Raw genomic sequence first — 20,337 nt, forward strand, 5'->3', positions numbered from 1 at the left:
ACGCTTCAGCGCGCGAGGCCGCTGGCGAACGGTCGGGCGGTCATTGCGCGAACCGTTCGTTGCCGACGAGGCCGATGCGCGTCACGCCCAGCTTTTGCGCGGACGCCATGACCATCGCAACCGCCCGGTAGGGAGCCTGTGCGTCGGCCCGCAAGTGCAGCTCGGTGGGCGGTGTGGAAGTCGCGGCTTCGGTGAGATGGGTTTCCAGTTGCGCGCGGTCGGCAAGCGGAGAGCCGTCCCACGCCACGACACCGCTTGCGTCGACGTCGACCTGCACGACGAGCGGCGGCGCTGGCGGCGCGGCGTTGGATGGCGTGGGCATGTCGAGTTTGACGGCATGCGTCTGGATCGGGATGGTGAGGATCAGCATGATCAGCAGCACCAGCATGACGTCGATGAGCGGCGTCGTGTTGATCTCCACCATGATGTCGCTGTTCTCGCCAGCGCCCGATGGCATGGTCATGGCCATGGCAGTCTCCTGAGGTGGTGCGCGCGGCGCGCTATTGACGCGGCGGCGCTTCGGTAATGAAGTCGACCTTGGCGATGCCCGCCCGCTGGCACGCCAGAACAACGCGGCCAATCGCGGCGTAACGCGCATCGAGGTCGCCGCGAATATGGACTTCGGGCTGCGGGGTCTGCACGGCGACCGCCTTGAGTTTGTCCAGCAGCGTTGCAGCGTCGGGAATGCGTCGCTCGTCCCAATACACCTCGCCATCGTGGGTGACGGCGAGGACAACGTTCTGGGGCGTGGTCTGCAGCGGTTGAACCGCTTCCTTCGGCAGCGTGACGGGTACGGTGTGCGAGACCACGGGAATGGTGATGAGGAAGATGATGAGCAACACCAGCATCACGTCGACGAGCGGCGTCGTGTTGATCGTCGCCATGACCTCGTCGTGCTCTGCGCCACCCTCCCCACTGGATACGGTCATCGCCATGGCATCACCCCACGCGAGCGACTTGCGAGGTGCGCGTCGCCACGATGGCCGACGCCGTCGTCTTACCCGTGAGCAGCACGTTGTGCAGTTCGCTGCCGAACTCGCGCACGCGTTCCATAACAGCCTTGTTACGGCGCACGAGCCAGTTGTAGCCGAGCACGGCGGGCACAGCCACGGCCAGACCGATGGCCGTCATGATCAGCGCTTCGCCCACTGGCCCAGCGACCTTGTCGATGGACGCCTGACCCGCAATGCCGATGGCGGTGAGCGCGTGATAGATGCCCCACACCGTGCCGAAGAGGCCGACAAACGGTGCGGTAGATCCGACCGTGCCCAGGAACGACAGCCCGTCCTGGAGGCGATTCGAGACGCCAGTCATCGAGCGTTCGATAGCGGTGGCGACCCAGGTATTCAGATCGACTTGTTCAAGCAGCGCACCGTGGTGGTGGTCGCGCGCCGACAAGCCGGTTTCGGCGATGAAGCGAAACGGGCTGCCCTCATCGAGCGAGCGCACGCCTTCGGAGAGCGATTGAGCGCTCCAGAACTTCTGCTCCGCCGCACGCGCCCGGCGCAGCACCTTGGCCTGTTCGAGCAGCTTGGCAACGATGATGTACCAGCTCCCCATCGACATGATCACGAGGATCAGCAGGGTCCCGCGAGCGATCATGTCGCCGCCTTCCCAGAGGGCTTCCAGACCGTAGGGGTTCGTCACCGTGGTGGCGGCATGCGCGCTGAGCGACGCAAAGGCCGTCATCATCGATACCAAGGCCATCGGAACCGCGAGACCGCGTGCACGCGGCATGACGCGAGATTGGAACTGAAACATGGTTGTCTCCTCGACGTAAATCAGGGTGGAAGATGGGCTGTTGAGCACAGCCTCAATTGAGTTGGAAATCGAACGGGACTTGCACGCGGACCTCCTGTCCTTGTGCAACGCACTGGAACTGGCGCACCGCGCTCTCGGCAGCACGGTCCAGCACTGGCGCGGCGGAACGGGCGACGCGAAGCTGTTTGATCTGCCCGTCGGTGCCGACCACGAACTCGACGAGTACGCTGCCCGTGATGTTGTCGCGCTGGGCTTCCCGGGGATAACGGATCGCGGCACGCACTTGCGCTGAGTTCGGACAGACGACGCCGACGTTGGCGGGCACGGGCTTGCTCACGGGCGGTGCGGGCGGTGCGACCGGCGCCGTGTCGACAGGCTTGTCGGCCTGTGCGGCGATGGCGTTCGGTTGCGGCGCGCTCTGCACCTGCACTTCGGGCGGCGGCACGTAAGCCTTGGGCTGGACGACGGGGCGCGGCGCGGGTGCGATCTTCTTCACCGGCGGTGGCGGGGGCGGCGGAGGAGGCGGTTTGATCTCCTCGATGATTCGTGTCTCAATGGGCGCCTGAATGATTGTCGCGACCCGGGTGGCGAGGCCACTGAGCAAGGCATACAGAATCAGGGCGTGCAGTAGCAGTGCAACACCGATACCGAGCATTCTCCGGGCGGGCGGTTTGGGTTGGGCGTAATTCATGGACTACGTGTCTCCTGCCTGCTTATGTCTTGTGTGGAGTCACGTTACGGCGCGGGTATTTCTGGTTCATCTCGACTTTGTATCGGGTTTGATACATAGCGCAGATGATGCGAAGGCGACGCGCAGTCGACGAATGGGCCTGCTTGCCAAATGTTTCAGGACTGCAACAATGCCGCAAGAATGCCTGCACGTTCCTCGCGGATAATCAGGGCATGGAGACGCCGGGCGTGGGGACGGGAAGGGGAGGAACGCCCCGACGTGTCGGAGACTAGAAAAGGAAAATCATCATGGCAACGCACGTACTTGTCGTCGACGACGATGCGCAGATCCGCAGTCTGCTTTGCGATTGCCTTGCCGACTTCGGCATGACCTGCATGCAGGCGGCCAACGGCGAGGAGATGCACCGGGTGCTGGAGCACAGCGACATCGACATTGTCGTGCTTGATTTGATGCTGCCGGACAGCGACGGCCTGACGCTCTGCCGGGAACTGCGCACGACATCGGACATACCGATCATCATGCTCACGGCGCGCGGCGAGATGACCGACCGGATCGTGGGGCTTGAACTCGGGGCAGACGACTATGTCGTGAAGCCGTTCGAGCCGCGCGAGCTGGTGGCGCGAATCCAGACGATTCTGCGTCGCACGAAAGCGCAGGCGAGAACGGCGACCGAGCAGAAAGACGAGCGGAAATTTGCGGGATGGCGTCTGAGCCTGATCGGGCGCCATCTCATCGCTCCGGACAACACCGTCATCCCGCTCTCGAATGCAGAGTTCAGGCTGCTCAATGCGTTTCTTTCTGCACCGGGGCGCGTGCTCAGTCGTGAGTACCTGATGGATACGGCGCGCGGGAAGTCCATCGATGCGTTCGACCGCAGCATCGATGTCCAGATATCGAGGCTGCGGCACAAACTGCGTGAAGACATCAAGGAGCCGCGCCTGCTGCGCACGATTCGCGGCGAAGGCTATATGCTCGACGTGCGCGCGCAATCGGGGATAGAGGGGTAAGCGCGTCCGCTCGCATCCCGGCTCGTTGCAGGCGGAACGTTCACGCCTGCTGACGGCGTTGGCCTGAAATATCGGTGTCTCCTTCGCAGGGGACACTTGACGCCGAACCAACCAACTAGTAGATTGGCTGCCGTTGGGACGCTGTCACGGGCGTCAAACGCATGCGTGAGGTATGGCATCACGCGCCATTTCGTCTAATCGAGTTAAGGACCATGAGCGTCGAGCTGTCTCCCCGGGCGACCGAAATCGCAGAGCACACGAAGCAACTGCTGGCAGCGGGCGGTTATCACGGGTTCAGCTACGCCGATCTGTCCGAGCGGGTGAACATCGGCAAGGCTAGCATTCATCACCACTTTCCGAGCAAAGCGGATCTGGTGCTGACGGTGGTCAAGCGGCATCGCGAGCAGGCGCGCGACGGGCTGGCGGCGCTCGACCAGCAAGTGGCCGATCCGTCGGCGCGTCTCACCGCTTACACGAATTACTGGGCGGGGTGCATTCGCGACGGCTCGATGCCGATGTGCATCTGCGCCATGCTGGCGGCGGAATTACCGATGATCCCGGCGGAAATCGCCGACGAGGTGCGACGCTATTTCGACGATCTGACGGCGTGGCTCGCATCGGTGCTTGAAGCCGGTGTGGAGAAGGGGCAGTTCCGGTTGAACGGCAGCGCGCTGGTCGAGGCGCAGGCGTTTATGTCCACGGTGCACGGCGCGATGTTGACGGCACGGGCATTGGGAAACGCGGATTCGTTTCAGGCGATTTCGCAAGTGGCGATCAGCCGCTTGAGTTCAACGAAATAAGTTTAGCGAAATGACGTCGACCGACTGAACATCGTTCGGGCGAGCAGACAGAAGGGGGCGCAATTGCGCCCACTTTTTGAAGTATCAAACCAACCAACTAGTCGGTCGAAGGAGTTCCCTCCATGCCTCATCCTATTTCCACCTTGGGCGCGGTGCATACCGCCATCAGTGTCGTGACGTTCGCGGCGGGCATCTCCAGCTTCGTTCGCTATCGAAAGATCGACCCGGCCAATCGCTCTGGCCAGCTTTATCTGGTCGGAATGTTGATCTCGGTGCTCACGTCGTTCGGGCTATCGAGTACCGGCGGGTTCAACGTCGGCCACGCACTGGGCATCATGGCGTTGCTCGCGACGCTGGGCGGTTTGCTCGTACCGAAGATCGATTTCCTAGGACGTGTGCGCCCGTACCTGTCCCAGTTCGCTTTCGGGTTCAGCTTCTTTTTGCTGCTGGTGCCGGGGATCAACGAGACGCTGACGCGATTGCCTGCGAGCCATCCGCTCGCGAGCGGTCCGGAGTCGCCGCTCGTGCGCGGCGCGCTCGGCGCGTGGCTGGGCATCTTCGTGCTCGGCTCGATCGTGCAATTCCTGTGGCTTCGTTCGCAGCGTAGCCGGGCGTAAGCGGCTGCGTGACGGAACGTGCGGGGGGGACGTCGACATTGATTCGACGCTCTCCCGTTGCAATATCAGTCGACGCCGTCGAGCGCGAAGTCGACCGCTGCCATCGCGTGCAATTCGGTGGTGTCGAATAGAAGCAGGTCGGTGTGTTCAGGCTTCACGAGCAGGGAAATCTCGGTGCATCCGAGAATGATGGCTTGCGCGCCGCGTGCGGTGAGCCGTTGCATCACATCCAGATAGACGGCGCGCGATGCGTCGCTGACGATGCCGACGCAAAGCTCGTCGTAGATGACACGATGCACGGCGCCGCGGTCGTCGCTGTCCGGCACGAGCACGTCGAGTCCGAATTTCTGGTGCAGTCGTGACTTGATGAAATCCTGCTCCATCGTGAACGCCGTCCCTAGCAGGCCGACGCAGGTAATCTCGCGTGCCTTTGCAGCATGCCCGACCGGGTCGGCGACGTGGATGAGCGGGATCGAGACCGCGTCTTCGATGTAGTTCGCCAGCTTGTGCATCGTGTTCGTGCACAGCACCACACAGTCCGCGCCGCCTGCTTCCAGACGCTTCGCCGCCTCGCGCAACATCACACCGGCGTCATCCCAGCGTCCCTCATGCTGGGCTCGCTCAATCGGGCCGAAATCCACGCTGAACATCAGTGTCTGCGCTGAGCGCAGCGGGCCGAGTTTAGCCTGCACCGCCTCGTTGACGATGCGGTAGTACTCCACGCTGGATTGCCAGCTCATGCCGCCGATAAGGCCGATGGTGCGCATGAAAATTCCTCGTTCGGTAACGACGATGTTCGCTTGATGTGCGCGTGACTTCCGATTAACGGCGCACCAGCGCCACAACGTAGACGCAAGGCTGCTTGCCTGCGTTGAGGAAAGTGCACGGTGCGGGTGGTCCGAGCTGAAGGCAGTCGCCTTCCTTGAGTTCGTACGTCAACTCGCCTTCCTCGAACGTGAGCGTTCCCTTGCGCACCCAGATCTGCTGATGCTGAAACGTGAAGGCCGACGACGGATACGACACGTTCACGCCCGGCGGCAAGGTCACTTCCAGCAACTCCAGCATGCCGCCATTGCGCGGTGACACGGCGCGGCGCAGATAGCCCGTCTCTGGGTCCTGCCAGACCAGTTGCTCTGCTTCGCGGCTCAGTCGCTCACCGGATTGCTCGGCGAGCGAAAGCAGCATCGACAGTTGCAAACCGAATGCACCCGAGAGACGACCGAGCAGTGCGGCCGTCGGGCTGGCCGCACCACGTTCGATCTTGCTGATCATCGCCTTCGAGACACCGGAGCGTTCGGCCAGATCGCCCAACGACCAGCCGCGGGATTCGCGTTCGATACGGATGCGATGCGAAATCGCGGGCGTCGGGTCCACCATCGGGGGAGTCATGCAGAGATTCCAAGGGTTTCGGGTTGCGAAATTATACAAGTCACCTCTATCACGACCCGGAAATTAAGCGTTTACCCCCATCCGAAACATTTTTGATCGTAGTCAAACGTCTACTATAGTAAACGGCAACAACGGATCGAACCGCATTGGTCCTGCCCCTAATTTGTTGCAGACAAGGAGTCAACATGCCCCGTGAAATTCGACTGAACGCCTTCGAGATGAACTGCGTGGGTCATATCCAGCAAGGTCTGTGGACGCATCCGCGCGATCAATCCACGCGCTACAGCGAGTTGCAATACTGGGTCGACTACGCGAAGAAGCTGGAGAAGGGGCTCTTCGACGGGATGTTCTTCGCCGACGTGGTCGGCGTGTACGACGTCTACGGCGGCAACGCCGATGCCGCGCTGCGTAACGCCGTGCAGGTGCCGGTCAATGATCCGCTCATGCTGATCCCGGCCATGGCCGCCGCAACGCAACACCTCGGCTTCGGCGTCACGGCCAACCTGACCTACGAGCAACCGTTCCTGTTCGCGCGCCGTATGTCGACGCTCGATCACCTGACGGGCGGGCGCATCGGCTGGAACATCGTGACGGGCTATCTGGATAGCGCCGCGCGCGCCATCGGCATCGAAGGGCAGATCGCGCACGACGATCGCTACGACCTCGCGGACGAGTACATGTCGCTGGTCTACAAGCTGTGGGAAGGGAGCTGGGACGATGACGCCGTGCTGGCCGACCGCGCGGGCGGCGTCTACGCCGATCCGTCGAAGGTGCGCGTGATTCATCACCACGGCAAGCAATACAAAGTCGACGCGATGCACCTGAGCGCCCCGTCGCCGCAACGTACGCCAGTGCTGTATCAGGCCGGTTCGTCGCCGCGCGGTTGCCAGTTCGCGGCCACCCACGCCGAGTGCGTTTTCGTGAACGGCCAGAAGATGGACGGCGTGAAGGAGATCGTCGACACGATCCGCGCGGAGGCTGTGAAGTGCGGCCGCGAAGCGAGCGACGTCAAAGTCTTCATGGGCGCGACGCCTATCGTTGGCCGCACCGACGCCGAGGCAAAAGAGAAGTTCGAAGAGTATCGTCGTTATGTCAGCTCGGAGGGCGCGCTCGCGCACGCGGCTGCGTCGCTTGGCATCGACTTCGCCAAGTACGACATCGACGAGCCGATCGATACCGGCAAGAGCCAGGCCATTGTGTCGAACGTGACGGCCATGACGCGCGCCGCTGGTCCGCAATGGACGCGCCGCAAGCTGCTCGAACAAATGGTGCTCGGCAGCCGCCAGACCCCGTGGATCGGCTCGGCGCAGACCATTGCCGACCAGATGATGGCGTGGAGCGAGGCGACGGGGATCGACGGCTTCAACTTGTCGCGCACCGTTGTGCCGGAGTGCTTCGAAGACGTGATCGAACTCGTGGTGCCGCTATTGCAGGAGCGCGGCGCGTACAAGACTTCGTACGGCGACGGCACCTACCGCAAGAAGCTCTTCGGCCATGACCGTCTGCCGCAGACGCACAGCGCTGCGCAGTACCGCTCGGGCGCGAAGTAAGCGTCCCCGTGAAACCGAACCGTCACGTAGCATCGAACGAGGTGAAGGAAATGGACAAGAGCACGGTGGACAAATCGATCTTCCGCGAGGCGATGGCTGGCCTGGGCGCTGCCGTCAACGTCATCACCACCGACGGCCCTGGCGGGCTGGCCGGATGCACGGCCTCCGCAGTATGTGCCGTCACCGACGATCCGCCCACGCTGCTCGTTTGCATCAACCGGGCGAGCCGCAACAACGCCGTGATGCGCGAGAACGCACGCCTGTGCGTGAACGTGCTGTCGGCCGACCAGCGCGACATTGCCATGCAGTTCGCGACGAAGGATCTGTCGATCGAGACGCGTTTCGCCAGCGGCGACTGGGACACCTTGCACACCGGCGCACCGGCGTTGCAAGGCGCAGTGAGCGTGCTCGACTGCGAGGTCTCGTCCATCACCGAAGTCGGCACGCACACCGTCTTCTTCTGCGAAGTCAAGGCGGCGCGCTCGGCTGGGGCACTCGACGGCCTGATCTATTTCGCACGCGGCTTCCACCGCGTCGGCATGGTCGCGCAAGCGCTCTCCGCCTGAGGACGCCCCGCCCATGAAGTCTATGTCCACCCTGCGCGAACACGGCGCACCCGACGGCAAGCTCGCCTCACTGGGGATTGTGCTGCTGGCGCAAGTGGCGGCAATGGGCGTCTGGTTTTCGTCGACGACCGCCGTCGCGCTCATCAAGCGCACGCAGGCGATTGCCTCGGGCGACGAGGCGATGCTCACCGGTGCGGTGCAGCTCGGGTTCGTGATCGGCACGGTCGTGTCGGCCACGCTCGCGCTGCCCGACCGCTACGACCTGCGTCGGATCTTCGCGGCGTCGGCGCTGATGGCGGCGCTCTCGACCGGTGCACTCGCCGTGCTGCCGCCAACAGGGCCGATGGTGATTCTGTTGCGACTAATCACGGGCATTTGCATGGCTGGCGTCTATCCGGTCGGTATACGGCTCGTGGCCACGTGGGCCAAAGCCGACCTCGGTTTGCTGATCGGCTTGCTGGTCGCGGCGCTCACGCTGGGCTCCGCGAGTCCGCATCTGGTGGGCGGCTTGCAAGATCTCGACTGGCGCTGGGTTTATCTCGCGGCAGCCACGCTGGCTGTGGCGTCGGGCGTGGCTATCGGCTTCGCGCAGATCGGCCCGAACATCAAGCGGGCGGCGCGCGTCGACTTCACGAAGGTCACGCAGGCGTGGCGCGACCCGGCGGTGCGGCTGGCGAATCTGGGCTACCTCGGTCACATGTGGGAGCTATATGCCATGTGGGCGTGGCTCGGTTTGTTCCTGCAATACACGTTGAATTTGCACGGGATAGCGGATTTTCACGAGAAGGCCGAGATGCTGACGTTCGCCGTGATCGCGTTCGGTGCGGTCGGTGCGTGGGCGGGCGGCATGCTTGCGGATCGTCTGGGCAGAACGCTCGTCACGATAGGGGCGATGGCGCTCAGCGCGACGTGCGCCGTTGTGATCGGCTGGCTGCCTGCGGCACCGCTAGCACTCGTCGTAGGTGTCGCATTCGTGTGGGGCTTTTCCGTCATCGCAGACTCCGCGCAGTTTTCGGCGGCCGTCGCGGAGTTGGCGGACCCGACGTCGGTCGGCACGCTGCTTACCGCACAGACATGCGCTGGCTTCCTGCTCACGCTCGCCAGCATCCGGCTGGTGCCGGTGATCGTGACCCACCTCGGCTGGCAGGGCGGCATGGGGGTGCTCGCCATCGGACCGGCCCTCGGCTGCGTGGCGATGTGGCGATTGCGTCAGCACCCGGCGTCGCTGCGCATGGCCGGTGGCAAGCGATAGCACGACAGCACACGAAGCGCTTTTCTTCTGTACCTCAAGTAACCCGAGACGTTGAAATGTATTCCTATCCCGACATCAAGATGCTGATCGGCGGTCAGTGGCGCGCAGCGCCCGGCCAGCCGGTGACGAACCCCTCGGAAGGCACGACCATCGGCACCGTTCCGACGGCGACGCTCACCGACCTCGACGACGCTTTGGCTGCGGCTGAGCGTGGTTTCCGCGTCTGGCGACGCACGTCGCCTGCGCAGCGCAGCGAGATCATGCTGCGCGCCATTACGTTGCTCAAGGAGCGCGTCGAAAGCATCGCGTTCGCCATCTCGCTGGAACAAGGCAAGACGCTTGCGCAAGCCCGCGCAGAAGTGTTGCGCGGCTGCGATCTGATGACGTGGGATGCCAACGAAGGCAAGCGTCTTTACGGTCGTGTCATTCCCGCCGAGCCGGGCATGCGTCATACCGTGGTGCGTGAACCGCTCGGCGTGATCGCGGCCTTCACGCCGTGGAACTTCCCGATGAGTTCACCTGCGCGCAAGGTCGGCGGCGCACTCGCGGCGGGTTGCTCGATCATCCTCAAAGCGGCGGAAGAAACGCCCGCCGGTGCCGTGCTGATGGCGCAGGCGTTCCAGGACGCAGGCTTGCCCGACGGCGTGTTCAACCTCGTGTTCGGCGACCCCGCGACGATTTCGTCGCATTTGATCGCAAGCCCCGTTGTGCGCGGCATCACGTTCACGGGCTCCACGCCGGTCGGCAAGCACCTCGCCGGGTTGACAGCGAAGCATATGAAGCCCGCCATTCTGGAACTGGGCGGTCACGCACCGGTCATCGTGTGCGACGACGCGGACCCCGAAGCGGCGGCGCTTGCTTGCGTCAAAGGCAAGCTCAACAACGCCGGTCAGGTGTGTGTGGCGCCCACGCGCTTCTTCGTCCATCGCAAGGTCTACGACGCCTTCACGGCAGCCTTCGCGCGTCACGGCGCGGCGATCCGTGCGGGTCACGCCCTCGAATCGTCGAGCGACATCGGCCCGGTGGTGAACCAGCGGCGTCTGGACGCGTTGCATTCGCTGGTCGACGACGCGGTGGCACGCGGTGCCCGCGTGCTGTGCGGTGGCGCTCGCGCCGAAGACCCCGGCTATGTGTTTCCGTTCACCGCACTGGCCGACGTGCCGCCTGATGCGCGCGCAATGCTCGAAGAACCGTTCGGCCCGCTGTCGCTGATCGTGCCCGTCGATAGCCTCGACGAAGCTATCGAACGCGCTAACAGCGTGCCCTATGGGCTGGCGGGGTACGCATTTACCCGCTCGGCGGCGAATGCCTACCGCCTCGGCGACGAACTCGAAGTCGGCAACCTTGCGATCAACCATCTAGTTTCGGCAGTCTCCGAGACACCGTTCGGTGGCGTGAAGGACAGCGGCTACGGCAGAGAAGGGGGCACCGAGGGGCTTGAGTGCTACACGCACGTCAAGAGCATCTCGCACCTGATGGAGACGGCGTAACCCGACGACGGATCTGTCGCGGTGAACGTACGGGACACGCTTCACCGCATATACGACGTGCCGGACGACGGCTATCGCACATTGAATTAGCTTGAATGTGCGATGCCCTGACCGGCCCGACAAGGCAACGGGAAAAACCAGGAGAAGCTCATGCGGTCCATACATCTTTTAGCACTCCTACCAGTATTGGCGGTTCTGGTAGGTCCGTTTTTCGTCAACCGCGTCACGCCGTATGTGCTCGGGATGCCGTTTCTGCTGGCATGGCTGGCGGGGGCGCTCGTGCTGACCTCGATCGTGATGGCGATCATCTATTACGCGGATCGGGCGCGATTCGAGGCGGCCGACCACGGCCAGGAAGGAGTCTGAGTATGAATAGCGCACTGATCTTCATCTTTCTGGCCATCGCGCTGGCGCTGTTCCTCGGCATCCGCGCGCGACGCGGCAAGGACATGAGTCTGGAGCAATGGGCCGTCGGCGGTCGCGGCTTCGGCGCGGCCATCGTCTTCCTGTTGATGGCGGGCGAGATCTACACGACGTTCGTGTTCCTTGGTGGCAGTGGTTATGCGTATGGCCATGGGGCGGGCGCGTATTACCTGCTCGGCTACGGCAGCCTGCCGTTTATCTTGTCCTACTTCCTGTTGCCGCCGATCTGGCGTTATGCGAAGGAACGCAACCTGATCTCGCAGCCGGACTTCTTCGCCTCGAAGTACAACAGTCCGGTGCTCGGCGTGCTGGTGGCCATCGTCGGTTTCGCGGCGCTGGTGCCATACCTCGTGCTGCAACTCAAGGGGCTTGGGATCATCGTGAGCGTATCGTCGTATTCCGCGCTCTCGGCGAATCAGGGCGTGCTGATCGGCGCGGTCGTGGTCGCGGTGTACGTGGCACTTTCCGGCGTACACGGTTCGGCATGGACGTCGGTCGTCAAGGACGCGCTCGTCATGTTCGTCGCCGTGTTCCTCGGTCTCTATCTGCCGTATCACTACTACGGTGGCGTGGGCGACATGTTCGCGGCCATCGAGAAGGCCAAGCCGGGCTTCCTGGCGCTCAAGGACGTGGGCGAAAGCCCGGTGTGGATGGTCTCCACGGTGATCCTGTCGACGCTGGGCTTCTACATGTGGCCGCACATGTTCATGGCGACGTACACGGCCAAGCGTGAGGAAGTGCTGCGCCGCAACGCCTTCGTGCTGCCTATCTATCAGCTGATGCTGCTGTTCATCCTCTTCGTCGGCTTTTCGGCGGTGCTTGCCGTGCCGGGCCTCACCGGTGGCGACATCGATCTGGCGCTGTTCAAGGTGTCGCTCGCGACGTTCGATCCCTGGTTCGTCGGTGTGATCGGCGCGGCCGGGATTCTGACGGCACTCGTGCCGGGTTCGATGATCCTGATGACGTCGGCCACGCTGCTCGCGAACAATGTGTATCGCCCGCTGCGTCCGCAGTCGAGCGATGCGCACGTCGCTCGCGTCGCCAAGTGGCTCGCCCCGGCGGTCATGGCGCTGGCGGTGCTGTTCACGCTCAACGGCGGCCAGACCATCGTGGCGCTGCTGCTCATGGCCTATGCGCTCGTGACGCAGTTGTTCCCGGTGTTGCTGGCGAGCCTTATCGGCAAGAACCTCGTGACCCGCCCGGCGGCGTTCGCCAGCATCATCGTCGGTGAGGCGACGGTGGCGTGGGTGTCGCTCACGAAGAAGTCGGTCGCAGCCCTCTTCCCGTTCCTGCCGGACGCGCTAAAGGACCTCAACGTCGGCATCGTGGCATTGGTGTTCAACGTGGCGACGCTGGTAGTCGTGACGCTGCTCACGCGCCGCACGGCTGCTACTGCGCAGCTTTCGGCAGACGCATCGTAATCCAGTCACAAGAGAAGTAACGAGCGCCCGTGGCTGCCCCGGAAGGGGCGGCGGGCTTTCGTGCAACAGACTAGCTATGACGACTTCCCTCGATATTCATCGCATCGCGTTCGTGCAAGCTGGCTGGCATGCCGACTTGCTCGACGGCGCACGCGACGCCTTCCAGACGCGCATGACGGAACTGGGCGTGCCCGCCGACCGTATCCATCACTTCGACGTGCCCGGTGCGTTCGAAATTCCGCTGTTCGCGAGACGTCTCGCGAAAAGCGGTCAGTACGACGCCATCGTCGGTGCAGCACTCGTCGTCAACGGTGGGATCTATCGTCACGAGTTCGTGGCGCAGGCCGTGGTCGATGGCCTGATGCGCGTGCAGCTCGACACCGATGTGCCGGTGTTCTCGATGTCGCTCACGCCGCACCACTTCCATTCGCACGACGAGCACTACGGATTTTTCGACGGGCATCTGCGTCACAAGGGCCGCGAAGTGGCCGACGCCTGTGTCGGCATGCTGCTCGCACTGGCGAATCTCGGCAGCCTCGTCGCTCCGGAGAACGCTGGATCCCCTACACCTAGCAAGGAATCTCTGACATGACGCCTCCGAGCGATCTGGACGTATTGCTCGCCGAGGGCGACGCCGACTTGCGCACCTTGCGCCGCGACCTGCATGCCCATCCCGAACTGCGCTTCGAAGAGCGCCGCACTTCGGATGTGGTCGCCGAGTATCTGACCTCGCTCGGCTACACCGTCGACCGTGGCATGGCGGGCACAGGCGTGGTGGCGAGCCTGCCGGGTGCGGACCCGTCGCGGGGCATCGTGTTGCGTGCCGACATGGATGCGCTGCCGATTCAGGAAGCGAACACGTTCTCGCACGCGTCGTGCCATCACGGCGTGATGCACGCCTGTGGCCATGACGGACACACGACGATGCTGCTCGGCGCGGCCCGTGTGCTGCGTCAGTTGCCGCAATTGCCGGGTTCGGTGCACTTCGTCTTCCAGCCGGGCGAGGAGGGCGGCGCGGGCGCGCAGAAGATGATCGATGACGGCCTGTTCGAGCGCTTCCCGACGCAGGCTGTGTTCGGTATGCACAACTGGCCGACATTGCCTGCGGGCGAGTTCGGCCTGCGCACCGGGCCGATCATGGCGGCGGGCGTTCGTTTCCGGATCACGATTCGCGGGAAGGGCGCACATGCCGCGCAGCCGCATCTCGGCCTCGATCCGATTCCGCTCGCCTGCTCGATGGTGCTGCAATGCCAGACGCTGGCGGCCCGCCACAAGGATCCCGTCGCACCGGCAGTCGTCTCCGTGTGCATGATGCGCGCAGGCGACACGGACAACGTGATCCCCGACACGGCGGAGTTGCGCGGCACGATCCGCACGCTATCGTCGGCCGTGCTGAACCAGTTGCAGGACGATATCCGCCGCATTGGCGACGGGTTGGCAGCGGGCTACGGCGCGACCATCGAGACCGAGTTCTTCCAGTACTACCCGGCGACCGTCAATACGGCCAACGAAGCCGCGCTGTGCGAGCAAGTCATGCGCGAAACGTTCGGGGACGACGCCACGCACGCCGACGTGCCGCCCAACATGACGTCCGAGGACTTCGGTTTCATGCTCGAAGCGAGGCCGGGCGCTTACGTGCTGATCGGCAATGCGCCGCGTGGTGAAACCGGCGTCGGTTTGCATCATCCTGCCTACGACTTTAACGACGACATTATTCGCGACGGCGTGCGGTATTGGGTTGCGCTTGCGCAGGCCTACTACGTAGGACCACGTAGACGATAATTGGCCGAAGTCAAGATTTTTTAATGCGGCAAATTCAACGCACCTGCGTATTTTTATACACGATGCAGGTGCGTTGTACTTTCCGATTCGGGCATTATTCGTGCCTGATATTTCAACCTAAGTCCCGATGAAATCAATGTAAAAACACGTCGATTTCATCGAGTAAAACGGACTTAAAACTTGCGCATCGGGACAAAATGTTTCGATACGCACAACGTCTCCTTTTCTCCCTGAAACCCCACTGTTCATGGGGCTTTGCGGCGCAGCGGCAAAAGCACATTCCATCGGCTAGAGTGTATTTAAGCGTGTTTCACATGCGCTTTTATCGAACTAGAACAAGAGGAGACTGCTGAGATGCGGTTATTGCTATTGCTGCCGTTCATCGGCTTGTTGTGGGTGCCTTTCTACAACAAAGAACTGCCGGCCCTTTGGGGATTCCCTTTCTTTTACTGGTACCAGTTCGCCTGGGTGCCGCTGACCTCGCTGCTGATCTGGATCGTGTTTCGCGATGGTCTGAAGAAAGGGGAAGAATAAATGGACGCCGGTATCAACTGGACTGCGCTAGCGGTCTTCGTATTCTTCTTCATCCTCGTCACCGTCATGGGGTTTTGGGCGTCGCGCTGGATGGCCGGGCCGTCCAACAAAGGCGCGCACCTGGACGAGTGGGGCCTCGGTGGTCGCAACTTCGGCGCATGGATTACGTGGTTCCTTGTCGGCGGCGACTTCTACACGGCTTACACCGTGATCGCTGTTCCGGCGCTGGTCTATGCGGTCGGTGCCTACGGCTTCTTTGCGTTGCCGTACACGATTCTCGTCTACCCGATCGTCTTCCTGATCATGCCCAAGCTGTGGCACGCCGCGCACAAGGCCGGTCACGTGACGGCGGCCGACGTGGTCTACGGTCGCTATCAGTCGCGTCCGCTGGAGTTCGCGATTGCGCTTACCGGCGTGGTGGCGACGATGCCGTACATCGCGCTGCAACTGATCGGTATGGAAGTCGTGATCAAGGCACTGGGACTGACCGGTGAGCTGCCGCTGCTTGCCGCGTTTGTGATTCTTGCGCTGTACACGTATTCGGCAGGGCTGCGCGCACCGGCGCTGATCGCCTTCGTCAAGGACCTGATGATCTACATCGTGGTGCTGGTGGCAGTGGTCGTCGTGCCCGCAAAGCTGGGCGGCTACGGTGTCGTGTTCGACTCGGCGCGCGAGGTGTTCGCGAACAAGGGCGGGGCGACCGGCTTGACGCTCAAGCCGTCGCAGTTCCTGCCGTTCGCCACGCTGGCGCTTGGCTCGGCGATGGCCGCGTTCATGTATCCGCACACGCTCACGGGCATTTTCGCTGCGAAGGACGCGAACACCATTCGCAAGAACGCCGTCTTCCTGCCCGCCTACACCGTGTTGCTCGGCCTGATCGCGCTGCTTGGCTTTATGGCTTACGCGGCCGGTGTGAAGGTGCAGACCAACAACGACGTCGTCCCGGCGTTGTTCAACGGCCTGTTCCCGAGCTGGTTCGCAGGCTTTGCGTTCGCCGCGATTGCCATTGGTGCCTTGGTGCCTGCGGCCGTGATGTCGATCGGTGCGTCGAACCTGTTCACGCGCAACTTCTGGAAGCCGTACGTCAACCCGGGGATTTCGAACGAGGGTGAAGCGAAGGTAGCCAAGGTCGTGTCGCTGGTCGTGAAGCTGGGCGCGCTGGTGTTCATCCTGTTCCTGCCGACGAAGTTCGCGCTCGACCTGCAATTGCTGGGCGGTGTGTGGATTCTGCAAACGTTCCCGGCGCTCGTGTTCGGCCTGTTCGTGGGCTGGTTCGGCGCGCGTGCGTTGCTGTGCGGCTGGGCCGTCGGGATCGTGTGCGGGAGCTGGATGGCGTTTGCCGACGGCATCAAGCCGGTGCACTCGTTCACGGTGGGCGGTGACCAGTACGCGATGTACACGGGCCTGATTGCGCTGGCACTGAACGTCGTCGTGGCGGTGGTCGCTAACCTCGTGCTGGGCAAGGGTTCGCGTCCGGCACTGCGTAGTGCGGTGTAACCGCTAAGTTTGCTGAGTGCTTGCCACGCCCAGTCCGCGTGGCGTAGCGCATCAGATGAGGGCGCCACATGCCGGGATCATCCCTGGGCACGTGGTGCCTTTTTCGTTTCGTCAGACCTGATCGTCAAGGACACGCGATGCGCAATCTGGATCAACACACGATCACGCAGGAAGCGATAGACCGCCTGGCGGACACGCCGGACCCGCGCGTTCGCGAAGTGCTCACCAGCCTCATTCGCCATCTGCACGACTTTGCACGCGAGGTGAATCTGACGGAAGACGAGTGGGCCAAAGGAATCGCTTTTCTGACGGCGACCGGCCAGAAGTGCGACGACAAGCGTCAGGAATTCATCCTGTTAAGCGATGTGCTGGGGCTGTCGATGCTCACTGTCGCGATGAATAATGCGAAACCGCCGGAATGCACCGAGGCGACGGTGTTCGGGCCGTTCTTTGTCGACGGTGCGCCGCATTACGAGAACGGTGACGACGTGGCGAACGGCGCATCGGGCGAGCCGTGCGAAGTCAGCGGCAGCATTCGCGGGCTGGACGGCCGTCCTGTTGCAGGCGCACGCATCGACGTGTGGCAGGCCGACGCGCAGGGCCTGTACGACGTGCAACGCGACGACCTCGATACCGCACAAGGACGCGGCGTGCTAAATGCCGACGAGGCGGGCGTGTACCGTTTCCACACGGTGCTGGCCGAGGCCTATCCGATCCCGACCGACGGGCCGGTCGGCGAGCTGCTGGCGGCGACGGCGCGGCATCCATGGCGTCCCGCGCATCTGCACTTCCGTATCGAAGCGTCAGGGTACGAGACGCTGGTCACGCATGTGTTCCGAGAAGACGATAAATGGCTCGATTCGGATGCGGTGTTCGGCGTGCGTCAGTCACTGATCGCACCGTGGGTGCGTCGTGACGACGGCAGCTACTCGCTGCATTACGACTTTGTCCTCAACCCTGTCGCCAAGGACTGAGTGCTATCGCAGCCGCAGTCCCCACAGTGCATCAAGCACATGCTGAGTTGAGCGCTCCAGCGGCCCCGCGTGATGCGCGATGCCCAGATCGCGCCACAACGCAGGACGCAGCGGCCGCATGGCGATGCGCTCGTCCGTGTGGGGCGTGGTGGCTTCGTGCGGCAGAAGCGCGGCGCCGTACCCGGCGGCCACGAGGCTCTTGATCGCGTCGTTGTAGTTGAGTTCGATGCGCGGCGTTGGATGATGTCCGGCGGCGGCGAACCATTCGGCCGTCTGGCGCGACAAGCGTGTTGTACTGTCGTTCAGGATGAGCGGCTGGGCGGCGAGCCAGTCCGGCGTCACGCGTTTGGGCATCTCCCAATGCGCGGGCAGGAACGCTATCACCGGATCGCGACGCCATTGCCGCAGCGTCAGCCCTTTGGCCTGCGATTGCGGCAACGCCACCAGCCCGAGATCGAGTGCGCCGCGATGCAGGCGACTGAGCGTCTCCTGCGACGTGAGGATGGCGACCTGCACGTCGATATCTGGATGATCCAGACGCAGCGTTTCAAGCGCCTGCGGCAGTAAATGCGCGATGGCCCCCGTCGACGCACCGATTCTCACCCGTCCCGCAAGTCCCTGCGCGTGCCGCTCGATGTCCTCCAGCGTGCGCTCCGCGTCGGCCAGCAAGCGCCGGGCGCGCTCAACCAGTGCCTCGCCGACCGACGTCGGTCGCACGTGCCCGCGCTTGCGCGACAAAAGTTGTGCGCCCACGCGCGCTTCCAGATCCGAGATATGCAGGCTGACGGTTGGTGGCGAGAGGTGCAGCGCCTGCGCTGCGTCGGCAAACGAACCGCTGTCGGCGACCGCCACCAGCGTCTTTAATCGGTCGAGACTGATCTCTCTCATATCGTCACCGTCATCTCGTCAGACATCATTCAGAAAAATGGAATTTCAGATTCACGAAATTCAACTTTTTTTATTTCACTCGTGGCAAGAAGATACCACTTCGACGAGGTTCACGTTTCCACTGATGGGGTATCTGATATGTCTTCTCCACTTGTCTTTATCGATGGTGACCAGGGCACCACGGGATTGCAGATCCACGAGCAACTGCGTGGACGCGCCGATATTCAACTGCTGACGTTGCCGGACGCCCATCGCAAGGATCCGCAGCATCGCGCCGAGGCGATCAACAACTGCGACATCGCCATTCTTTGTCTGCCCGACGCCGCCGCGCGCGAGGCCGCGGCGTCCATCGTCAATCCGCATGTCCGGGTGATCGACGCGAGCTCCGCGCATCGCACGCACGCCGACTGGGTGTACGGTTTCCCCGAAATGGTGAAAGGGCAGGCAGAGCGCGTGGCAAGTGCCAAACGCGTGTCGAACCCCGGCTGCTATCCGACGGGGGCGGTTGGCCTGCTGCGGCCGTTGGTCGACGCAGGGTTGATCCCGCGCGACTATCCGATCAGCGTCAATGCCGTGTCGGGGTATTCCGGTCGCGGACGCGCCGGGGTCGAGGAACACGAAGGACCGAATGCGACGCCTCGGGCGACACACCGCGTGTACGGGCTGGAGTTGTCGCACAAGCACGCGCCGGAGATCGAACAACGCTCGGGTCTCGCGTTCCGTCCCCTGTTCCTGCCGTCGTACGGCTCGTACCGGCAAGGCATCGTGCTGACGATTCCGCTTCAGGTACGTTTGCTGGCACCGGGCGTCGATGGTCGCGCGTTGCACAACGCTTTGTCGGCTCACTACGCCGATGAAAAATTCGTCGAAGTGATGCCGATGGAAGCGCCGGGCGTTGTGAAACAGCTTGATCCGGAGGCGATGAACGGCACGAACTTCATGCAACTGAGCGTGTTCGCGCATCCGGAAAACGGTCAGATCCTGCTTGCTGCGGTGCTCGACAACCTTGGCAAGGGCGCGTCGGGGGCAGCTATTCAGAATCTGGACTTAATGCTCACTCAGTAAAACAGGCGAAATCGGCAAGCCAACGGCGTCCTCGGACGCCGTTGTTTTGCCTGGGACCCGCCCCCGGAACATCGCGCGGATGTTGTATCGTCAGGGCTCCCGTAATTTGTTGTCGAAGTCCCCCCGATGATGCCGCTTCACTCCGATCCAGCGTTTTTTCAACTTCTGGCGGATAGCCACGCACGACTGCTCGGCCGCCCGCTCGTCCCCCAAGACATCCCCTCCGAAGACGCCGTCGAATGGCTCTACGAGCACGCACCGTTTGCCGTGCTCGCGCACAACACGGCCGCCGATCCGGTGTTCGTGTACGGCAACAAGATGGCGCAGCGCCGCTTTGGTTACGACTGGGCGGAAATCACCCGTCTGCCGTCGCGCCTGTCGGCCGAAGCGCCGAACCGTGCGGAGCGTCAGCAGTTCCTCGAACGCGTTCAGCGTCTGGGTTATGAGTCGGGCTACAAGGGGGTGCGCATCACAAAGACCGGTGAGCGTTTCATGATCGAAGAGGCCACGCTGTGGCAGTTGATCGACGACGAGGGCAAGCTGCATGGGCAGGCCGTCGTCATTCCGCGCACTCGCGATATGTGATCGGTCGGCGCAGATCGGTGCGCGTGTGACGAACGACGCCTCGCG

General features: G+C 62.9%; 23 protein-coding genes. 16 read left to right on the top strand and 7 right to left on the bottom strand.

Annotated features, from left to right (window positions below):
• Positions 1 to 40: 40 nt before the first annotated feature.
• From PAN31117_RS12110 to PAN31117_RS12125, 4 genes are all read right to left on the bottom strand, one after another.
• On the bottom strand, positions 41 to 469 hold the full coding sequence (locus PAN31117_RS12110; RefSeq protein WP_150738406.1) for an ExbD/TolR family protein: 429 nt from the start codon (positions 467 to 469) through the stop codon (positions 41 to 43).
• 31 nt (positions 470 to 500) lie between these two features.
• Entirely contained in the window at positions 501 to 935 is a 435-nt protein-coding gene (locus PAN31117_RS12115; RefSeq protein WP_150738407.1) for an ExbD/TolR family protein, read from the bottom strand.
• Between the two features lie 4 nt (positions 936 to 939).
• Positions 940 to 1,707: a MotA/TolQ/ExbB proton channel family protein gene (locus tag PAN31117_RS12120; protein ID WP_246189053.1), complete on the bottom strand. Its 768-nt coding sequence runs from the start codon at positions 1,705 to 1,707 to the stop codon at positions 940 to 942.
• 106 nt (positions 1,708 to 1,813) lie between these two features.
• Entirely contained in the window at positions 1,814 to 2,452 is a 639-nt protein-coding gene (locus tag PAN31117_RS12125; protein ID WP_150738409.1) for an energy transducer TonB, read from the bottom strand.
• A gap of 287 nt (positions 2,453 to 2,739) precedes the next feature.
• Here PAN31117_RS12125 and PAN31117_RS12130 point away from each other — a divergent pair, with 287 nt between their 5' ends.
• From PAN31117_RS12130 to PAN31117_RS12140, 3 genes are all read left to right on the top strand, one after another.
• Positions 2,740 to 3,459: a response regulator gene (locus tag PAN31117_RS12130; protein ID WP_150738410.1), complete on the top strand. Its 720-nt coding sequence runs from the start codon at positions 2,740 to 2,742 to the stop codon at positions 3,457 to 3,459.
• A gap of 212 nt (positions 3,460 to 3,671) precedes the next feature.
• On the top strand, positions 3,672 to 4,259 hold the full coding sequence (locus PAN31117_RS12135) for a TetR/AcrR family transcriptional regulator (RefSeq protein ID WP_150738411.1): 588 nt from the start codon (positions 3,672 to 3,674) through the stop codon (positions 4,257 to 4,259).
• A 122-nt stretch (positions 4,260 to 4,381) separates the two neighbouring features.
• Positions 4,382 to 4,876 carry a hypothetical protein gene (locus PAN31117_RS12140; RefSeq protein WP_150738412.1) on the top strand — a complete coding sequence of 165 codons (495 nt, stop codon included), beginning with the start codon at positions 4,382 to 4,384 and terminating at the stop codon, positions 4,874 to 4,876.
• 65 nt (positions 4,877 to 4,941) lie between these two features.
• Here PAN31117_RS12140 and PAN31117_RS12145 read toward each other — a convergent pair whose 3' ends face one another.
• Together PAN31117_RS12145 and PAN31117_RS12150 are read right to left on the bottom strand one after the other, a co-directional pair.
• Positions 4,942 to 5,643, bottom strand: coding sequence for an aspartate/glutamate racemase family protein (locus tag PAN31117_RS12145; RefSeq protein ID WP_150738413.1), 702 nt, complete (start codon positions 5,641 to 5,643; stop codon positions 4,942 to 4,944).
• Between the two features lie 55 nt (positions 5,644 to 5,698).
• Positions 5,699 to 6,265 (bottom strand): helix-turn-helix domain-containing protein, encoded by a 567-nt coding sequence (locus PAN31117_RS12150; protein ID WP_046291224.1) that lies wholly within the window; start codon positions 6,263 to 6,265, stop codon positions 5,699 to 5,701.
• A gap of 185 nt (positions 6,266 to 6,450) precedes the next feature.
• On the opposite strand from PAN31117_RS12150, the gene PAN31117_RS12155 reads away from it, so the two are divergent.
• The 11 genes from PAN31117_RS12155 to PAN31117_RS12205 all read left to right on the top strand — a co-directional run bounded on the left by PAN31117_RS12155 (position 6,451) and on the right by PAN31117_RS12205 (position 17,754).
• Complete coding sequence (locus PAN31117_RS12155) at positions 6,451 to 7,815, top strand: LLM class flavin-dependent oxidoreductase (RefSeq protein ID WP_150738414.1); 1,365 nt, start codon at positions 6,451 to 6,453, stop codon at positions 7,813 to 7,815.
• Positions 7,816 to 7,865: 50 nt separating this feature from the next.
• On the top strand, positions 7,866 to 8,381 hold the full coding sequence (locus tag PAN31117_RS12160) for a flavin reductase (protein WP_150738415.1): 516 nt from the start codon (positions 7,866 to 7,868) through the stop codon (positions 8,379 to 8,381).
• Positions 8,382 to 8,394: 13 nt separating this feature from the next.
• Positions 8,395 to 9,633, top strand: a complete 1,239-nt coding sequence (locus PAN31117_RS12165) for an MFS transporter (RefSeq protein ID WP_246189046.1) — start codon at positions 8,395 to 8,397, stop codon at positions 9,631 to 9,633.
• Between the two features lie 56 nt (positions 9,634 to 9,689).
• A complete protein-coding gene (locus PAN31117_RS12170; protein ID WP_150738416.1) occupies positions 9,690 to 11,123 on the top strand; it encodes an NAD-dependent succinate-semialdehyde dehydrogenase in 1,434 nt (477 codons plus the stop codon).
• A 150-nt stretch (positions 11,124 to 11,273) separates the two neighbouring features.
• Positions 11,274 to 11,489: a DUF3311 domain-containing protein gene (locus PAN31117_RS12175; RefSeq protein WP_150577397.1), complete on the top strand. Its 216-nt coding sequence runs from the start codon at positions 11,274 to 11,276 to the stop codon at positions 11,487 to 11,489.
• A 2-nt stretch (positions 11,490 to 11,491) separates the two neighbouring features.
• Positions 11,492 to 12,967, top strand: a complete 1,476-nt coding sequence (locus tag PAN31117_RS12180; protein WP_150738417.1) for a sodium:solute symporter family protein — start codon at positions 11,492 to 11,494, stop codon at positions 12,965 to 12,967.
• A 76-nt stretch (positions 12,968 to 13,043) separates the two neighbouring features.
• The gene (locus tag PAN31117_RS12185; RefSeq protein ID WP_150738418.1) at positions 13,044 to 13,559 is read left to right on the top strand and encodes a 6,7-dimethyl-8-ribityllumazine synthase; all 516 of its coding nucleotides are present in this window, start codon (positions 13,044 to 13,046) and stop codon (positions 13,557 to 13,559) included.
• The gene (locus tag PAN31117_RS12190; protein WP_150738419.1) at positions 13,556 to 14,749 is read left to right on the top strand and encodes a M20 aminoacylase family protein; all 1,194 of its coding nucleotides are present in this window, start codon (positions 13,556 to 13,558) and stop codon (positions 14,747 to 14,749) included. Before PAN31117_RS12185 ends, PAN31117_RS12190 begins: the two co-directional genes overlap by 4 nt.
• Before the next feature lie 354 nt (positions 14,750 to 15,103).
• Entirely contained in the window at positions 15,104 to 15,283 is a 180-nt protein-coding gene (locus PAN31117_RS12195) for a DUF3311 domain-containing protein (protein WP_039399840.1), read from the top strand.
• Entirely contained in the window at positions 15,284 to 16,780 is a 1,497-nt protein-coding gene (gene mctP, locus PAN31117_RS12200; RefSeq protein WP_150738420.1) for a monocarboxylate uptake permease MctP, read from the top strand.
• A 137-nt stretch (positions 16,781 to 16,917) separates the two neighbouring features.
• Positions 16,918 to 17,754, top strand: a complete 837-nt coding sequence (locus tag PAN31117_RS12205) for an intradiol ring-cleavage dioxygenase (protein ID WP_150738421.1) — start codon at positions 16,918 to 16,920, stop codon at positions 17,752 to 17,754.
• A 3-nt stretch (positions 17,755 to 17,757) separates the two neighbouring features.
• On the opposite strand, the gene PAN31117_RS12210 is transcribed toward PAN31117_RS12205, so the two are convergent.
• The gene (locus PAN31117_RS12210; protein ID WP_150738422.1) at positions 17,758 to 18,642 is read right to left on the bottom strand and encodes a LysR family transcriptional regulator; all 885 of its coding nucleotides are present in this window, start codon (positions 18,640 to 18,642) and stop codon (positions 17,758 to 17,760) included.
• A gap of 138 nt (positions 18,643 to 18,780) precedes the next feature.
• On the opposite strand from PAN31117_RS12210, the gene argC reads away from it, so the two are divergent.
• Complete coding sequence (argC, locus tag PAN31117_RS12215) at positions 18,781 to 19,707, top strand: N-acetyl-gamma-glutamyl-phosphate reductase (protein ID WP_150738423.1); 927 nt, start codon at positions 18,781 to 18,783, stop codon at positions 19,705 to 19,707.
• A 129-nt stretch (positions 19,708 to 19,836) separates the two neighbouring features.
• Entirely contained in the window at positions 19,837 to 20,292 is a 456-nt protein-coding gene (locus tag PAN31117_RS12220) for an MEKHLA domain-containing protein (RefSeq protein WP_174990940.1), read from the top strand.
• Positions 20,293 to 20,337: the final 45 nt, after the last annotated feature.

The sequence above is a fragment of the Pandoraea anapnoica genome (assembly GCF_902459765.1).
Lineage (GTDB): Bacteria > Pseudomonadota > Gammaproteobacteria > Burkholderiales > Burkholderiaceae > Pandoraea > Pandoraea anapnoica.

Excerpts from the sequence above, each read along its gene's own strand:
- PAN31117_RS12110 (WP_150738406.1), bottom strand. The coding sequence starts at position 469 with ATGGCCATGACCATGCCATCGGGCGCTGGCGAGAACAGCGACATCATG.
- PAN31117_RS12115 (WP_150738407.1), bottom strand. The coding sequence starts at position 935 with ATGGCGATGACCGTATCCAGTGGGGAGGGTGGCGCAGAGCACGACGAG.
- PAN31117_RS12120 (WP_246189053.1), bottom strand. The coding sequence starts at position 1,707 with ATGGCCTTGGTATCGATGATGACGGCCTTTGCGTCGCTCAGCGCGCAT.
- PAN31117_RS12125 (WP_150738409.1), bottom strand. The coding sequence starts at position 2,452 with ATGAATTACGCCCAACCCAAACCGCCCGCCCGGAGAATGCTCGGTATC.
- PAN31117_RS12130 (WP_150738410.1), top strand. The coding sequence starts at position 2,740 with ATGGCAACGCACGTACTTGTCGTCGACGACGATGCGCAGATCCGCAGT.
- PAN31117_RS12135 (WP_150738411.1), top strand. The coding sequence starts at position 3,672 with ATGAGCGTCGAGCTGTCTCCCCGGGCGACCGAAATCGCAGAGCACACG.
- PAN31117_RS12140 (WP_150738412.1), top strand. The coding sequence starts at position 4,382 with ATGCCTCATCCTATTTCCACCTTGGGCGCGGTGCATACCGCCATCAGT.
- PAN31117_RS12145 (WP_150738413.1), bottom strand. The coding sequence starts at position 5,643 with ATGCGCACCATCGGCCTTATCGGCGGCATGAGCTGGCAATCCAGCGTG.
- PAN31117_RS12150 (WP_046291224.1), bottom strand. The coding sequence starts at position 6,265 with ATGACTCCCCCGATGGTGGACCCGACGCCCGCGATTTCGCATCGCATC.
- PAN31117_RS12155 (WP_150738414.1), top strand. The coding sequence starts at position 6,451 with ATGCCCCGTGAAATTCGACTGAACGCCTTCGAGATGAACTGCGTGGGT.
- PAN31117_RS12160 (WP_150738415.1), top strand. The coding sequence starts at position 7,866 with ATGGACAAGAGCACGGTGGACAAATCGATCTTCCGCGAGGCGATGGCT.
- PAN31117_RS12165 (WP_246189046.1), top strand. The coding sequence starts at position 8,395 with ATGAAGTCTATGTCCACCCTGCGCGAACACGGCGCACCCGACGGCAAG.
- PAN31117_RS12170 (WP_150738416.1), top strand. The coding sequence starts at position 9,690 with ATGTATTCCTATCCCGACATCAAGATGCTGATCGGCGGTCAGTGGCGC.
- PAN31117_RS12175 (WP_150577397.1), top strand. The coding sequence starts at position 11,274 with ATGCGGTCCATACATCTTTTAGCACTCCTACCAGTATTGGCGGTTCTG.
- PAN31117_RS12180 (WP_150738417.1), top strand. The coding sequence starts at position 11,492 with ATGAATAGCGCACTGATCTTCATCTTTCTGGCCATCGCGCTGGCGCTG.
- PAN31117_RS12185 (WP_150738418.1), top strand. The coding sequence starts at position 13,044 with ATGACGACTTCCCTCGATATTCATCGCATCGCGTTCGTGCAAGCTGGC.
- PAN31117_RS12190 (WP_150738419.1), top strand. The coding sequence starts at position 13,556 with ATGACGCCTCCGAGCGATCTGGACGTATTGCTCGCCGAGGGCGACGCC.
- PAN31117_RS12195 (WP_039399840.1), top strand. The coding sequence starts at position 15,104 with ATGCGGTTATTGCTATTGCTGCCGTTCATCGGCTTGTTGTGGGTGCCT.
- mctP (WP_150738420.1), top strand. The coding sequence starts at position 15,284 with ATGGACGCCGGTATCAACTGGACTGCGCTAGCGGTCTTCGTATTCTTC.
- PAN31117_RS12205 (WP_150738421.1), top strand. The coding sequence starts at position 16,918 with ATGCGCAATCTGGATCAACACACGATCACGCAGGAAGCGATAGACCGC.
- PAN31117_RS12210 (WP_150738422.1), bottom strand. The coding sequence starts at position 18,642 with ATGAGAGAGATCAGTCTCGACCGATTAAAGACGCTGGTGGCGGTCGCC.
- argC (WP_150738423.1), top strand. The coding sequence starts at position 18,781 with ATGTCTTCTCCACTTGTCTTTATCGATGGTGACCAGGGCACCACGGGA.
- PAN31117_RS12220 (WP_174990940.1), top strand. The coding sequence starts at position 19,837 with ATGCCGCTTCACTCCGATCCAGCGTTTTTTCAACTTCTGGCGGATAGC.